Here is a 17131-nt window from a genome sequence, read left to right on the forward strand (position 1 = left end):
GTATGGATGAAAATCGCCGCTAGAGATGCAGTTATCGCTGATAAAACAGTCAAAATCGCTGATAGAAGTGCAGTTATCGCTGATAAAACTGACATAACCGCTGATAGAAGGGCGACTTCCACTCACAATACCAATCACTCCGGCATCAATTTTAGATTTCGATCATTGTAGGCAAGTATGACATAGTCTGGCTGCATGCTTTGTAAATAAGAAATCACATCTTTTTCTAAATAACGTAAGTCTAAGATCGTTACCGTTTTAAAGTGACTCGCTACATGAAATTGGATGGTGTTAAAGTAAGAATCCTTGATGACCACGAGATGCTTGTCACTATCATAGTTTTCGTTTACGATCGTGAGTTCGGCAAAGTCCCGACTATAGGCATCAGCATAATTCACTAACGCATCAGGGCTCATTTTCTTGGCACGACCATAGACAGCTTCGTATGGAGCAGTGATGCCTTCTTCCATTGTCCCGTCGTAAATTGTGAACTGTGTCGCAAATGAATCGGGCTCATTGTAGCAAATCTGTTCATTGTTATCGACAGTCATGTACAGAATTTTATTCCACGAGCCTGCGAACTGATTAGGTAAGCAAAATGTATTGGCTTCATCGAATGGAATTGGCTTGATGGTTTCACCAAGTCGTTCACTTATTGTTTTTAATAGTGCCTCGTAACCTGAGTATGCACCGCGCATTGTCCAGTGATGATCCGTTTTAAAGAAATTTCGTTCAGCAGAAAAGTCTTCCTTCATTTCATCATAGAGACGGACATTATCTACGCCAGCAGCTGTGACAAGCTCATGTAATTTTGTATTGTTGGCGATACCTGCATCGTCGGGCATATAGCTCGGGCTTGGCTCGCGTGAGTAGGTCGCCTTAGCAGGTAGTGAATAAAACGTGAACGGTATGTTTTTTTCAGCAAGACCTTCGCTTAACTGCTGTAAATCTGTAGCGAAGGAGACAAGCTCTTCTTCAGATTTTGCTGCGGCTGGCTTGGAAATAATCCAGCCACTGTCATCATCGACTGCATACTTATCGTTTAAATATGTTTTGCCCATAGCACGTTGGAAGAAGACGTAATCGCGCATCCAAGTATCACGTGCGGGGAATTGATCGGATATATAGGATTCAACCTGTTTTGACCATTTCCCTGAAAAGATTTCCTGTGGGCTCGGAGAAATGTTTGCTGATTCTAACGGACGGTTCTCCATTTCTGATTGTGGACGATCCACCGTTAACACATGCACGACGAAGCCACCGAAAATGATGCAGAAAAAGGTAATTGGTAAAAGGTACGTCTGAATTTTTCGCATGATGTCCCACCTAGAATCTAAAGTAAATGAATGGATTATGGGTTGCGTTCACTAAAAACATTGTGATAAATAGTAACAGCGCGCCATAGTAAATCGTTTGCGTAAGGCGTAATCCCCAGTCAAAGGAAAGGGAAGTGGTAGCCTTTTGTTCACTCCAATGTTGGTAAAGTTGATAAATTGGCATCGCAAAAATAATGGCCACAATAAAGTAAATAGCATAATCTTTTGCTAGTAAAATGGTTTCATAATTATAAAGCGGTACATCCGATAGCCCAAACATCGTTTTGATAAATGTGAAAGCATATGTAAAGTCATTCGCTCTAAAGAATACCCAACCAATCATAACGATAATGAGTATGTATAGATGTCGCACTAAGCGTGGAATTCGTTCCAACCATTTTAACAGCACCCATTTTTCCAGGCAGATTAATATGCCGTAATAAAAGCCCCATGCCATAAAGGTCCAGCTTGCTCCGTGCCAAAAGCCCGTTAACGTCCAAACGATAAGCAAGTTTCGATAAAGCTTCCATTCGTGACTAACGCGACTACCCCCCAGTGGGAAATAGACATAATCTCTAAACCAACTACTTAGTGAAATATGCCAGCGACGCCAGAAGTCTGTCACGGATTGTGCGATATATGGATAGTTGAAGTTTTCTTCAAACTTAAAGCCAAAAATGCGTGCTAAACCAATGGCCATATCACTATAGCCTGAGAAGTCAAAATAGATTTGCAGGGAGTACGCTAAAATCCCTATCCACGCAGTTCCTGTTGTTAAATCGCCACCCGATAAGCTAAAGACATGATCAGCTACTTCACCCATTGGATTAGCAATCAGTACCTTTTTTGCTAAACCTTGTACGAAGCGACGGGAACCAATCATCCAATCTTCTGCTGTGGAAAGACGTTTTTTAATCTGCTCGGCTACCGTTTGATATCGAACGATAGGCCCGGCCACAAGTTGTGGAAATAATGTAATAAACAGTGATAAGTCTAAGAAATTGCGTTGTGCTTTTACATCCTTACGATAGACATCGATAACATAGCTCAGTGCCTGGAACGTGTAAAATGAAATACCGATTGGTAGCGGTACCGCTTGCCATTCAATTGGTTGCTCCAAGTAATTATTAAGGATGTCGACAAAAAAGCCAGCATATTTGTAATAGCCCAAGATTGCTAAGTTACTTACGATGACTAACCAAAGTAGTGTTTTTCGTTTGGACTGTGACACCGTATTTTCTATGACAATCCCGAGTACATAGTTGAGGAGAATCGAAAGCATCATTAACAGTACGTATTTCGGTTCGCCCCATGCATAAAAGAACAAGCTGGCCAACAGTAAAATCGTGTTACGTAGCATCTTCGGAGAGATGAAGTACACAACGAGCACTAATGGCAAAAAGACATATAAAAAAATAAGGCTACTAAAAACCATTCCTTCAAATCCCATCCCTATTAAATTAAAAAAACAAGTTGTTGTTATTGTGGTTAGCAAGTATGTTGAGAGCCGTCGTAATCGCTGATAGCATTGTGTAAATCGTTGATAGAACAGTGACAATCGCCGATAGCATCGACAAATCGCTGATAGAATTCCAACAATCGCTGATAGCATCGTGAAAATCGCTGATAGAACCCCAACAATCGCTGATAGCATCATCAAAATCGCTGATAGCACCCCAATAATCGCCGATAGCATCGACAAAATCGCTGATAGAACCCCGACAATCGCTGATAGCATCATCAAAATCGCTGATAGAACCCCAACAATCGCCGATAGCATCGACAAAATCGCTGATAGAACCCCGACAATCGCTGATAGCATCGTAAAAATCACTGATTGAACTCTAAAAATTGCTAATAGTACATGATTTCTACTAGCTAGATTGCTAATTTCAGGAATACTAAGCTACTCTCTAAAGGTAATTCATGAATAAATTACCTATCTTATTGTAACGTAAATTCACTATTTGTTCACTAAATGATTGTCCAGTGAATTTTTTTTCGAACAAGAGGAAAAATCTTTATTGGTCATATAGGAGGATATTTCATTGTAATATATGTGAAATAGGTATTGTTTATTGGAAAAATAACGAGACTGTATTGTGCAGATGCACATATTTTAAATCCAAAATGAGGTTATAAACCCTTTAAAAATCTAGATTTACCACATCTTTCATTCCATATATTGCACTTTGAAATGTGCGTTCTACTGGACTTATAATAGAGTCGTAGTCACAGAAGTGGCTAATTTATCTAGGAGGTATTTGCACATGAAACAAAAATATAGTAAATGGGTTGTCGGCGCAGCATCAGCGGCCCTAGTAGCATCAGCAATCGTACCAGTAGCAAGCGCAGCAAGCTTTTCTGATATTGAAGATAATGACCATAAGGATGCAATTTTAGCGTTAGCAGACGCTAAAATCGTAGGTGGCTACCCAGACGGTACGTTCAAACCTAACGCGGTTGTTACACGTGGTAACGTAACAAAATTCTTAGGGAAATGGTTAGTATCTGAAAACTACGAAATTCCTACAGATTTTGCAACAGAAGCTCGTTTCACTGACTTACCAACAACAGCACCAGACAAAGAGTTATTACAATATGCAGCACTTGTTAAAGACGCAGGCGTTTTCAAAGGTTCTAACAACAAATTAATGCATACTAATAACATGTCTCGTGAACAAATGGCAGTTGTTTTAGTACGTGCCATTAAAACTGTTTACAACGTAGATTTAGTAGCAGATTACAAAGAATCAGATTTCAAATCTACAATTACTGACTTAGATAATGCTACAGCTGAAGAAAACCGTGAAGCAATCATCGCGTTAGAGTATGCAGGACTTACAAACGTTAAAGCGTTCAATCCTAAAAATTCTTTAACACGTGGTCAATTTGCATCATTCTTAAACCGTACAATTACAAACCTTGCTGAAGAAACTTTATCTGTGAAAGCAGTAAAAGTTGTAGATGCAAAAACATTAGAAGTAACTTTATCTGATGATTCAAAACATACGGTAACATTAGAAACTGCTCTTAAAGAAAATGAAGAGACAAAAGTAGACTTCGTTATCGATGGTAAATCTTACTCAGCTGTGGTTACATATGAGGTAACTGAGTTAAAAGTAAAATCTGTTGATGCAGTCAATGCAAAAACTTTATCTGTAACATTCAATAAAGCTGTTGAAACTGAAAAAGCTAAATTTGAACTTAAAAAAGATGGCTTTAAATCGAACTTCTCTACTATTACTTGGAACGAAGATAAAACAGTTGCAACAATCGAATTAACAAGCAAAATCACTAAAGGTGAATTTACAGTTAGCGTAACTGGTCTTTCAGATCAAGCAGTAACTGGTTCTGTGAAAACAGAAGACGAAAAAGTAGCTGGTATCGAAATCCTTGGAGAAGTAGCACCATCAACTGGTACTACATCTGCAACAGTTGGTTACCAAGTTACAAACCAATACGGTGAAGATATCACTAAATTAAATTCTTCTTCTTTAACTCTTTCAGCAGCAGGTGCTGATTCAGCAGTAGCCAATGCAGATGGTTCAATCACGATTACAAAAGCGGCTGGTCTTAAAGAAGGCGACAAAGTTGTCCTTACAGTTATTCACGGTTCAACTGCAACTACTACTACAAAAACAGTAACAGTTTCAGCTAAAACAGTTGTTTCTGAAGCAACTATTGGTACGCTTTACAACAAAGATGGCAAAACGTTAACTGAAGATACTAACTTAGCAAAAGATAAATTCTATCTTCCAGTTACTGCGAAAGATCAATACGGTAAAGAAATTACTGATTTAAACCGTTTAAATGGAGCTAACGCTGAAGTTCTTGTGACTAACACAAACCAAGCTGTTACAACATTTGGTACGTTTGAAAAACAAACAATCGACGGTAAAGAAGTAATCGTTCTTCCTGTTGCTAGCATTGTAGCTTCTGGTGACACAAACGTAATTGTGATCGCTAAAGCAACAGGTAAAAATGCACAAGCTGCAGTAAAAGTTGCTGAAGGTGTACGTGCTGATTCAGTTACATTAGGAGCACCAACAAAAGTTGTTACTGCTGGAGCGGATATCTTATTCCCATTATCTGTATTAGATAAACAAGGTAATGCAATTAAAGAAACTGTTGCATTAAATGGTTCTAAAGGTATTACGATTACTGGTGGTACATTATTCGAAAAAGACGGCGAACTTTTTGCTAAAGTAGCTGCTGGTAGCGTAGTAGAAAACACACCAGTAACAGTTGTTGTGACTTCTTCAACTGGTAAAGTTGCTACACAAACAGTTATCCCTAAAGCAGCAACTACACCAAAAGTAATCACTGGTTTAGATAGCAAAATTAGCACATCTATCCGTGAATTAGCTGATGCTAAAGTGGACATTACAGCAAAAGACATCGTAGTGGAAGACCAATTCGGTCAAGTAATCTCTGCTGACGAACTTCTTGCGAAACTTGGTACAGCTGGTTACACAATCCAACCATTCACAGATGCTGATGCACCATTTACTGTAACTGGTGAAATCAAAGATGCTGTTACGAACAAAATCACTGTAACTTACAAAGCTGGAGCAACAAAAACAGCTGCAAATGTTACGTTCAAACTTGTAAAAACAGCTGACAACACTGCTGTAGAAGCAAGCTCTTATTCTAAACAATTCTCAGTTGTGAAAGATAGCTCATTTGCTTCTTACAAAGTAGAAGATATCAAACCTATCTATGTAACTGGTGATAATACTGCTGGCTATGCAATCCCAGCCGGTTATGGCAAAGACATCGTTGTTAAAGCAGTAACAGGTAACGGCGGAGAGGTTACGCTTAAAGCAGGTTCTGATTACACTGTTAAATCTACAGTTCTTTCAAACGTTGCAGATGGTGATATTACTACAGCTGATGCAGCAAATGTTGACTTCGATAAAGATGCAAAAACTGCAACTGCAAAAGTAACAATCACAATCAATGCTACTGGTGAAGAAATCGTTAAAGACGTAACTTTCTCTAACGTTGCTCCTGCAGTAGAAAAAGTAGCAGTTGTTGAAAACAATAAAGCTGCTGCTTACATTGCTGGCGAAACTGTTAACTTTGTAACTACAAATTCTTACAATGTAGCTACTGACTTCAATCTTGATGCATTCTTCCAATTAGCTGATGTAGTTGTAACTGACCAATACGGTGTAATGGCAACAGTTGCAGAAGCTGATGCTGCTGGAGTTGTTAAAGGTCAAGCGAAATTCAACGACGTTGCAACAGCTACAACAACATTAACATTATCTAAAGTTTCTGGTGATGTTGTGTTCAGCGCAAACGGTACAACTGCTGCATCTGCAAAAGGTAAAGCAAACGATGTATTTAATGCTCGTGTAAACATCGGTGGTCAAAGTGCAACACCTGTAAAAGTTACAGCAAAAGTTGACTTTTAATCTCTGATTTAAATATGACTTTATAAACTATTTAGGCAGTGGAAAGTTCGATGTAATCGAACTCTCCACTGTTTTTTGTTGTGCGAGTATGAATGTGAAAAATTATATTTCCACTGGAAAATCCTGAATCTTTTGGTACTGTTTGCGTATTATTATAGTATGATGGATAAAAAGGGTTGAGGGGTTGAGAAGGTGAAGAAACATACACTGTTTCAGGGTGCATTAATTGCAGCGCTAGCGACGAGTGCCATTGTAGTAGTGCCAACTGCACAGGCGGCAGCTAGCTTTAGTGATGTTGATTTTTCAAAGGAATATGGTACTGCAGTGAAGGATTTAGCTGAACGTGGTATTATCAATGGCTATGCAGATGGCACATTTAAGCCATTCGCAGATGTGACACGAGGACAAGCAGCAAAAATCTTTGCAGGTTTATTGAACTTAGATACAAAAAAAGTGGAAGATCCTAAATTCACCGATTTGACACCAAATGATGAATATTACGGGGCAGTTGCAGCCTTATATAATGAAGGAATTACATCAGGCTTTGCGGATGGTAGCTTTGGTGTCAATCAACCTATTACACGTGAGCAGTTGGCAAATATGCTAACAAAAGCTTATCAATTAAATAATTACGCATACGAAACCACATTACCCTTCACTGACGTGATTAAATATTCGGAGGCTTACTATGCAGTAGGTCCTTTATATGACAATCATATTACCAAGGGTGTCACAGAGACGACATTTGGTTTAAAAGAAACCGTAAAGCGTTCTCAGCTGGCTTTATTTATAAATCGCATTGAGGCAATGCAGGCTAGTCGTGTCTTCCAAGAATTTAAAACACAAGACTTTGGAGCCGATTATCTCGAGGCGTTCTCTTACAATAATTGGACGGAAGATCAGGAGCAGGAATTTTTCCGTATTTATTCTATGAATGATGGTGTGAAATTTGAGGCGTTAAGTGAGGGTTCTGGTTACTTTGTACTGACAGGCTATACAATCGATGACGAAGGAAACTATGAAGTAGTCGAATCTCAAAAATATAAGATTGTGATTACAAAAGTAGATGGGCAGTTGCAAATGACTTGCCAGCAAACAGATGAAATAGCACCGAGCACATCGCTGTTTTTTGAAGCAGATTTAGGCTTTAATCCAAAGCATATTAAGTTAACAACTGCGGCAGGTCACGCAGTAAGTGATAAAGTTTACGCCTATCAGCCTTTTGAATTTGACGGTTGGGATGAAGGAAGTATTCCAAAAGGGGCAAGTTATGCGCTGAAGTTAATGCAGGCGGGTGATTATATTGCTACATTCTCTGATGATGCGGGGAAATCAGTCCGTGTAGGCATTCATGCCGAAACAGACGGTTATGATTTATATACATCGCATGCAGTTGAAAAAAGTAGTGTGTTCATTCCAACAAGTGAAGTGGGCTTTGCTGTGACTGATTATAAAATTGAGCAATATACAGGTGCTGTACATGATCATAAAATCATTGATGTTACTTCTTCACCAGATGGTGTAACCGTCAACAGAGCAGGCAAAGGAGATGCCATCTTTGCTATTCGTCTAATTGGAGCAAAAGGGGAAAAGCTATACATGCACGGCATGATCTACGAGTTAAGTGGTGTAACGTCGATGTACTATGAGCTGTCTACAGAGAAGGAAATGAATGGATCATTCAGATAATTAATAGGAAAATGCTGATAGAATCCGATAACAATAGAAGTATCTATATGAACCCGTTGATTTCCACTCCGGCGGACGCTTTTCGCGGGCATGGCTTCAGTCTCCTCGTCACTCCGCTCCTGCGGGGCCTTCAGTTCATGCTTTTCCCGCAGAAGTCGCCGACTGCGCGCCAATCAACTAGTGTACGTCTAATTACAAAAGGTATTTGCAATGTAATCTATCCGAATACCTTTTGGCGTTTTTGAAGGTGCATTTCAAGTTGTTCACGTGCATTGATTTTATTTTTCGTCCTCATGTTTATTATCCCTCAAGTATTATTAGTAAGTTAGAAGCAGAATAGGCTATCAGTAGGCGATGTTGATTGGAGTGGAAGGCGCGACACTCCTGCAGGAACTGCACGTGCGGAAAATCCATTTTTGCGGCGACTTCGCCGCAAAAATTAGTTGGAGCCGTGCCTGCGGAAAGGGAGCGCCTGGAACGGAAATCAACGGTTTCTTACAATGTATTCAAAAAGAAAAAAGACTGGTAACAAACTCAATTTTTTGAGTTTGTCTAAAATATAAAAACCTCCCCACAAACACGGGGAGGTTTTTATATTTTAGAAGACGATGTATTTTACATAGTCTTTCCAGCCAATTTCTTTGAAATGTTGCCACTCAATTTTTTCTAAAGGCATTGTACGGAAGGAACGCGCTAATATATTGCGCTTTTCATTTGTTATGATTGGTGTCCCTTCATCCATGTAGCCAGTAAAGATAGTAGAGTTTGCCGTCTTAAATGCAACATCAATGTCCTCAAGACGAATTTTGCCGTCTTCATCGAGAATATAAACACGGTGTACACCATTTTTTGGCGTTCTTACCCAAGCGGATTTCACCTTATATGCATCCAATGCTTCATTTACAATAATAGAAGCTTTGCCGACAGTTGAGAAGGGAATGTCAGCTAGAATATCATCCGGCTGTAGTGTTACTTCATAGCTTGAAGGCTTTGGTAGCTTTACAGATTTAGCTAGTTCATTGGCCCATGTAGTTTCATTGTTTGTGGCAATCATTTGTTTTGCAAGTACAAGACCTGAAAGTTTATCCTTAAAATGTTGTAAGTCAAAATTAACAGTTTGTCCAGCCATGACCTGTTGCCACTCATCCTCTGATAAATAAGCGAACATGGCTTTTTCTGAAGAGTAAATTTCAAAAGTCACTGTTCCGGCATCTTCTGTTATTTTGGAAATAACACCGTCAACAGGGCTAATAACACCTTGGCGTGCCTGAATTTGGGCAATTTGAGCATCCATTAGCGCTACTTGACGAGTTGCCTCAGCAATATGACGATTTAAAATGGCAACAGCTGTTGATGGAGAATTTTGTTGAGCCAATTCTAATTTGACATTGACATTCAATTTATCACTCAGCTGATCGGTATTGATAGAGCTTTTTGGATCAGAAGCCCCACCGAAATCTGATTCTATTTGAGCTAATGCCGATTCTAAATCGCTTAGTTCCGTTTCATAAGCAGAGCGCTCAGCCTCGAGCTTCGTTAATTCTTCATCAACTTCCTCTGTCTTATATGTAGCCAGTACATCCGTTGCGTGTATTTCCTGTCCGCGTTTTACGTTTACTGCGGATAGACTTTTTGCTTCTGCAGAAATTGTATAGGTTTCTGCTGGGGCTACTATAGCATCCTTTTTGACTGTTTCTACACGGTCGCCAGTCGTAGCCCTTTGAAATTCACCGATAAAGTACGAACGTGCGACCTTGCTATCAGCCTTGAAAACAAAATACGCATTTACGCCAATTAACAGCGCTATCACAATGATACTCAAGCTTGTCCAAGGTCTGGATTTAATAAAACGCATCATCCTAACCCCCTTGTAATCCATTCCTGTAATGGTAAAACGCTAATCATGCCAACAAATACCGCCATTATCACTTGTATCACGATAATTTTCGCTAATAATGCTTTACGATCTGACTCTTCTTCCCATTTAGAAAGAAATGTGAATTGTACAATAATCGTTAGAACAGTTACGACCGTCAACTGATTGATGACAAACAATACAACATCTGTATCCATGAATTGTTGAGCAATTGGTGCAAGTGAAAAGAATGAGAATGTTGTAGAGTATCCAACTCCGTAGAACACAGCAAATAAAATTGCCTTTTCAATAAGTAAAAATACCATTACATGAAGTTGTACTTTTTGAATCCATTTGTAAGGGATATCAGTTAATAGATATAACATGTATGTAACGCCGTAATATTGGAAGCAATAATACAGGATTCCCCAGGCAACAGCACCTACCATTGATAGAAGTCGAGCTGTGTAATATTCATCCTGATTATTCATGGCAAATAAAGTGGTTAAGCTTTCTGTACCCATGCCCCAAAACTCTCTTACGGCAAATAGAAGGATAAAGAGCACAAAAACGGTTAATGATCGTTTTTTATATCCTCGTATTTCGCCTCCCCCGACTGCTTGTGTAAAGTTAACGGGATGCGTTAAGCTATGCCAAAACTTATAGTGATAAAACATATATAGCTCCCTTTCTAAATTGCATATTAAAGATGTAGTATACACCTAGTTACTGGAAAATAATATAGTATAATTGCTGATTTTTTAAAGTAATTCCCTCCATAAAGTGCATCTTTAATGAGGCGCTTAAGAGGTTACTACTTCTACTTGCACGTTCGGCTTTCTTGAGTGTTTTCAACATCAAAAGATTGGGATACATGCACATAAAACAATTATATAGTATCCTAACGATAACTTCCTATAAAAAGCCTATTCCATCTAAAAATAGCAATTAACTGTAAGTTAGTAAAGGTTGTGAGTAAGTTTAAGAGAATAGCTTGAAATCAAGTAAATAGCACCGATACTAAAGTAAGTACATTCAAATAAATGATACATATCTATATTTCTATATATAACGAAAATAAGAAAGGGTGGACATTTTGAAAAAACCATTAAAAGTGGGCGTATTAACAAGTCTATTACTAGCACCGGCAGCGCTTGCCAACGCTCAAGAAGTTGCTACGCAACCCCATGCAACACAAGGAGAGCAAGTTGCCTATGTTAATGTGGTAGCATCAACTGACACGAGAGAAAAAACAATTGCTCAATTCGGCAAACTATCTGAAACATCAAGTACCAATGACATGATCATCGCAAAAGGAGATGTCGCGGTTTTAAGTACGACAGGTTTCAATGCTGACGAAATTAAATTTATTACAGCAAAGTATACTTATATTGAAAGTCAACGAACGCAATTAGACAAATTAAAGGCAATAGGTACACGTATTAATGCATTATCTTATACAAGTAAAACGTTTGTGGAGGAAGTGACAAATGTTCATAAGGATTACGTTGCTTTTTTAGGTTCAGAGACAAGCCCTGATGCAGGCACCTATTTACATGTCCAAGGAACTTTCGAGAATGCTGTTAATACAGCTCTTGCTTCACCGAATGCAAATGGCATCGTGCCATCTATACGCGGTACAGCCCTTCAATATGGCCATAAGGAAGCTGAACGGAATAATTATTTTAAAAAGAACGGTACAGATATTGCGAAGCTTGTAAAAATGAATGAAGATGTTACGACAGCAAGTGTAACAATTAAAAATTTAGAGGATTTTATCATGGTGTTAGAAAACTCGGCATCATCCTCTACTCAGATTGCGGAAGCGGCTGCTAAAGTAACGACTAGCTTTAGCACACTTACGACTGACCAAAAGAAAATTATCACAGCCCATAATCCAAATAATGCAGCGGTGACGCCCTATAAAAAATACACGGATTCGATAGCTAACTTGTCGTCAGCTGACCAGGTAGTTGCTAGTATTACGCAGCTAACTACAAAAAAACCAGAAGACTTTACTTCTGCAACAAGCTTCGTTGGTGCTGTAGCAACAATTGAAACAGCTTATAACAAATTAGATGCAGACTCAAAACGTTTAGTAACAAATTACGATGCATTTAAGCTATATCAAGATGTTGCAAATGTTTCCAAGCAAATTTCAGCACTGCGTATTTCAAGTGATGCTGCTTATCGTAAAGCAGTGAAGGATGCAACAGTAGCACTTAATAATCTAGTTCCAGATAAAAAGGATTTTGTGAAAAATATCGCAGATTTGGACTTGGCTGAAGAAAATATTGCTGCAGCAGAGGTGATTGAGGGGCTTATTACTGGAATTGCCACAGCTACAGATAAACTTACACAAATTGAGCAAGCCCGTACGGCATACAATACACCTGTAGCTCCAGAAGGTAAGAAAATTGATGCGGCAAGTGTGAAGAAAATCGTTAATAATTTATCAGAGTTAACGAGTTGGGAAAAGTCACATAAAGCAGTGTTAAATGTCATTGCTCTTGTCGAGAAGCTAGATCCAGCAGCAAAGGATTATACAAAAAAAGCGAAAGCTGCGAACACGGCTTACTTAAAGCTCGATGGTACGAAGCGTGAATATGTGAAAAACTACAAAAACTTGAAAGACCAAGTGGAAGCAATGAACGTAGTGGCACAAATTATGGCCTTAAACACTTCGCAGAAAACGTATAAAGAGACAGTCGAAACATTGACACAAGTCTTCGCGAGTTTATCTGACGAAGCCAAAAAACTAGTAACAAATTCTCGAGACCTTGAAACAGCGAAAGGCTATATTGCAACAGCAAAGGGATTTGATGATCGTGTACTTGCATTAGCAAACGAGCCTGATACTACATTTGTAGCGAAGGTAGCTGCACTCACTGCAGAATATAAAACGATGGACAAAAATCCGAAAAAGTTAGTGACGCAATACAAAACATTATCGACATACGAGAAAAACAATGCCAATGTTGTGAAAGTGATTAATTTAATTGCAGCATTGAATCCAACGAATAAAGACTATACAAAAAAGGTTTTAGCAGCACGTAAAGCTTACAATGCATTAGATCCAGCATCTCAAAAACGTGTGACGAACTATGCACAGTTAACAACAGTCGAAGATGTTGCCACTTTAATTGGTTTAATTGAAACATTGAAACCTACAAGTAAGACATTCTTAAATGATTTAAAATCAGCGCGCACAAATTATGATGCTTTGCCTCCAGAGAAGCAACAGGCTGTCATTAACTATGAAAAGCTTGTAACAGCGGAAACTGAGCTATCATCTGCACATACAGTGATCACAATGATAGATGCAGCATTACCGGAGGATGCAGACTATTTAACAAAGCTTATGAATGCTCGAGTAGCTTACGATAAACTATCATCAGGGCAAAAAAAGCTTGTAGCTAATATAAAGACATTAACGGACAGAGAAAAACAAGTGAAGCCTATTTTAAATGTCATGGTGCAAATTGATGGTTTAGAACCAGGTTCAAGTAGCTTTGTCAGTAAGGTAAATGCTGCGCGTAAAGCATACGATAAGTTAACAAAGGACCAAAAGAATTACGTTCATAATATCGCAACGTTACAAAGCTATGAACCAACTGCCAAAGTTATGGAGCTGATTGGTAAGTTAAGAGCGTCTAGTAAAACCTTCCATACAGATACGACGCAAGCACGTGCACTATATGATGCGTTAAGCAAGGACATGCAACAATATGTTACAAACTATCACTTATTACAAGCTGCTGAAACAAGTATTTTAGGTGCTGGCAATGTTCAACGAATGATTGATGAACTGCCTTCAGTTGAGCCTCATCAATATGTAAAACGCATTGAAGAGATTCGTGCGGCCTATAATGCACTACCAAAAGATCAGCAATCTGCTGTCGAAAATTATAAAACGTTACAAGAGCAAGAAAAAATTATAAAGCCTGTTATTAGCATTGTGCAAGAGATTGATAAGCTCATGACATCTAAAAATATGGACAGTCAATATCAAAAGATTTTAAATTCATATGAGAAGCTTTCTGCAACTCAACGTAGATATGTCTATAATGAGCAACTACTCCTATCATTAGATAATGTGATTAAGGTTTATAAGAGCATTGCTGCACTAAAGCCAAGTGACAAAATGTACTTTGGGATGGTTGAGTCAGTGCGTAGAGACTACGATAGCTTAAGTACAACAGATAAGCAGAGGGTGTCTAATTATTCTATCCTGCTAGAGGCAGAGAAAAGCATGAGTGAAGTAAAAAAAGTTGTGGAGTTAATAGCGGGCCTATCTCCAACATCAAGCACATATATACAAGATGTAGCCAATGCTGTAGCAGCATATAAGGCATTGGATTCGAAAGTAAGAGGACAAGTTCTCAACTATGACGCTTTGAAGAAAGCAGAAAAAGATGTAGCAGCTGTTTTAAAAGTTGTCAATGCGATTGCCGAACTAGATCCAGATGCTAAATCATTTGAAAAGAAAGTAACGGCTGCACAAAAACTATATAGTGCACTTACACTTGAACAACAGGATTTAGTGTATAATTACCGTATTTTGCAGGATCATTTAAGAGCATTAGGATTAGACTAATGAATGAAAAGAGGGTTAGCTCCTCTTTTCATTTTTTTCTACTAATCTGCGTATTTCACTACGATATTAGTATTTAAATAGGAAGAGGCGAGGGAAAATGAGAAAAAAGCAATCGCGTCTAGCGTGGGCACTCTCAACAGCTGCAGTGGTGGCACCCTGTGTTGCAGTGTTACCTACTGAAGCGGCTACAATGCCATTTACAGATATTAAAAACAACGGTAGCGAGACTGAGCTTTACAACGCGGTTAGTGAATTGTATAGACAGGGAATTGTCTTTGGTACGACTTCTACTACGTTTAGCCCTTATCAAAATTTGACACGTGGAGAAGCTGCCTATTTTTTAGCAGAAGCGCTAAAATTAGATACGAAAAATGTAACAGATCCTGGCTTTAAAGATGTACCAACTTCTCATAAGTATTATGGACATATCGCAGCCCTTGCCGCACATGGCATTATCCAAAAAGCTACAAATTATAATCCGAATAATGATATGAAGCGTAGTCAAATGGCGAAGATTCTAACGCTGGGTTTTGATTTACAGCAGGCAACAACTTTGTCGGCGCCTTTTGCAGATTTTACGGAAAATGTTGAAACCAATCGTTACATTCAAACGTTATTGAATTATGGTATTACCGAAGGGACCAGTTCGACAACGTTTTCACCTTATACAGATGTTCGACGTGGACAAATGGCTTTATTCCTTTATCGCGCCTTACAAAAAAACGACCAGAATTTATATATTGTTAGTGTAGAATAGTAAGATAAAAAAACACTCTGTGGTAATAAATTACCTGTTAGAGTGTTTTTTAAAATTATTATAGGAAAAAATCGGTAATAATGGTATGTTTATATATGGTCTAGACGGGTATGGACCATCACAGAGATTTTGGAAATTTGATGTTTTTAGCTTGTCGATTAACCTGTGAATCTCAATCCACTATTCATACATACAGAAAAAAATTTAGTACATAAAGGGGAGGTAGCGATGTTCAAAAAAGTATCAAGTATTGTCGTATTATCACTTGTTTTGCAGGCTACACCATATGCTGAATCTCTGTTGAAGACATCAGAGGTAGCGTTGGCGGCTGAGGTCGCAAAGGATGTCCCAGCAACACATTGGGCAAGTAACTCGATTCAACATATGTTAGGTAAGCAATATATGACAACCTATCAGGATGGGTCTTTTAAGCCTGAACAGACAATTACAAGGGCTGAGGCAGCTGCTGCGATTGCACGGTCTATGCAGCTCAAGATGGATAGTTCTTTTTTACCTAATTTTGAAGATGTACCTGCCAATCACCAGTATTACAAGGAGATTTGTGCATTAGTTGAATTGGGTATTTTACAAAATGGCGATTACTTCAATCCTGATTCTCCCTTAAAGCGCATGCATATTGCTAAAATGTTAACACTTGCCTATAATATCGAGGTTGATTCAACCAACAAAAGCAAATTTAGTGATGTTAACGAAGCACATTGGGCCAAGGACTATATTGAATCATTAGCTGATGTTGGCGTTATTCAAGGGGTAAACGCACAGCATTTTGCACCAAACCACATGATTACACGAGCGCAATTTGCTACTTTGATTGAGCGAAGCCTTACTTTTACAAATAAGGTGGAAAATTTTGAAGTTGCCTATGATTATTTATCAAAGACATATATCCCGACTGTTAATTTTTCATCGACGATGTCTAATGAAGTTATTCGTTTAATTAATATAGAAAGACAGAAGCAAAAACTGCAACCACTTAGCTATGATGCAGCTTTAACACAAGTTGCTGTTATCAAGGCACAGGATATGGTGAATCGACATTATTTTGAGCATGAATCCCCTTACTACGGCGCACCATGGGATTTAGCGACATTATTCGATTATCCATATACAAGCTTAGGAGAAAATATTGGCAGAAATATTCCAACTCCTCAAGCGGCTGTGAAAGCATGGATGGCTTCTCCAACGCACCGTGAAAACATACTACGCGAACATTATACAAACACGGGTGTAGCCATTGCAGAAGATAGCAAAGGAAATTACTATTGGGTGCAATTATTTTCTAGCCAATAAGTTAATAACTTGATTTAGTTACTGTTATGCCAACTGAATCAAATTACATAGAAGCGGAATTTCCTGTAACAAACCATCTCTAATATTACAGGAATGTTACAAAAGACCGAAATAACCATAATTTAATACCCAATTATTAGTGCTGATAAACCTCGAAACGTTGGTATATCAGCACTTTTTTCT

Annotated in this window: 9 protein-coding genes; 5 read left to right on the forward strand and 4 right to left on the reverse strand. The window is 38.5% G+C overall.

The window, feature by feature from the left end:
* Positions 1-134: 134 nt before the first annotated feature.
* Together H131_RS05225 and H131_RS05230 are read right to left on the reverse strand one after the other, a co-directional pair.
* Positions 135-1316: an alginate O-acetyltransferase AlgX-related protein gene (locus H131_RS05225; RefSeq protein WP_010858028.1), complete on the reverse strand. Its 1182-nt coding sequence runs from the start codon at positions 1314-1316 to the stop codon at positions 135-137.
* A gap of 10 nt (positions 1317-1326) precedes the next feature.
* Positions 1327-2751, reverse strand: a complete 1425-nt coding sequence (locus H131_RS05230; RefSeq protein ID WP_036131088.1) for an MBOAT family O-acyltransferase — start codon at positions 2749-2751, stop codon at positions 1327-1329.
* Positions 2752-3586: 835 nt separating this feature from the next.
* Between H131_RS05230 and H131_RS05235 the strand changes: the two genes are divergently transcribed.
* Positions 3587-6739 carry an S-layer homology domain-containing protein gene (locus H131_RS05235; RefSeq protein ID WP_010858030.1) on the forward strand — a complete coding sequence of 1051 codons (3153 nt, stop codon included), beginning with the start codon at positions 3587-3589 and terminating at the stop codon, positions 6737-6739.
* A gap of 192 nt (positions 6740-6931) precedes the next feature.
* Positions 6932-8428 (forward strand): S-layer homology domain-containing protein, encoded by a 1497-nt coding sequence (locus H131_RS23010; protein WP_010858031.1) that lies wholly within the window; start codon positions 6932-6934, stop codon positions 8426-8428.
* A gap of 598 nt (positions 8429-9026) precedes the next feature.
* On the opposite strand, the gene H131_RS05245 is transcribed toward H131_RS23010, so the two are convergent.
* Both H131_RS05245 and H131_RS05250 read right to left on the reverse strand, forming a co-directional pair.
* Positions 9027-10283 carry an efflux RND transporter periplasmic adaptor subunit gene (locus H131_RS05245; RefSeq protein ID WP_010858033.1) on the reverse strand — a complete coding sequence of 419 codons (1257 nt, stop codon included), beginning with the start codon at positions 10281-10283 and terminating at the stop codon, positions 9027-9029.
* Positions 10283-10960, reverse strand: coding sequence for a hypothetical protein (locus H131_RS05250; RefSeq protein WP_010858034.1), 678 nt, complete (start codon positions 10958-10960; stop codon positions 10283-10285). The genes H131_RS05245 and H131_RS05250 overlap by 1 nt, the downstream gene beginning before the upstream one ends.
* A 419-nt stretch (positions 10961-11379) precedes the next feature.
* On the opposite strand from H131_RS05250, the gene H131_RS05255 reads away from it, so the two are divergent.
* From H131_RS05255 to H131_RS05265, 3 genes are all read left to right on the forward strand, one after another.
* On the forward strand, positions 11380-14880 hold the full coding sequence (locus tag H131_RS05255; RefSeq protein WP_010858035.1) for a hypothetical protein: 3501 nt from the start codon (positions 11380-11382) through the stop codon (positions 14878-14880).
* A 97-nt stretch (positions 14881-14977) separates the two neighbouring features.
* Positions 14978-15637: an S-layer homology domain-containing protein gene (locus H131_RS05260; protein WP_010858036.1), complete on the forward strand. Its 660-nt coding sequence runs from the start codon at positions 14978-14980 to the stop codon at positions 15635-15637.
* A 228-nt stretch (positions 15638-15865) separates the two neighbouring features.
* Positions 15866-16948, forward strand: coding sequence for a CAP and S-layer homology domain-containing protein (locus H131_RS05265; RefSeq protein ID WP_010858037.1), 1083 nt, complete (start codon positions 15866-15868; stop codon positions 16946-16948).
* The last annotated feature ends 183 nt before the right edge of the window (positions 16949-17131 follow it).

It is taken from the genome of Lysinibacillus sphaericus OT4b.31, from assembly GCF_000392615.1.
GTDB classification, from domain to species: domain Bacteria; phylum Bacillota; class Bacilli; order Bacillales_A; family Planococcaceae; genus Lysinibacillus; species Lysinibacillus sphaericus_B.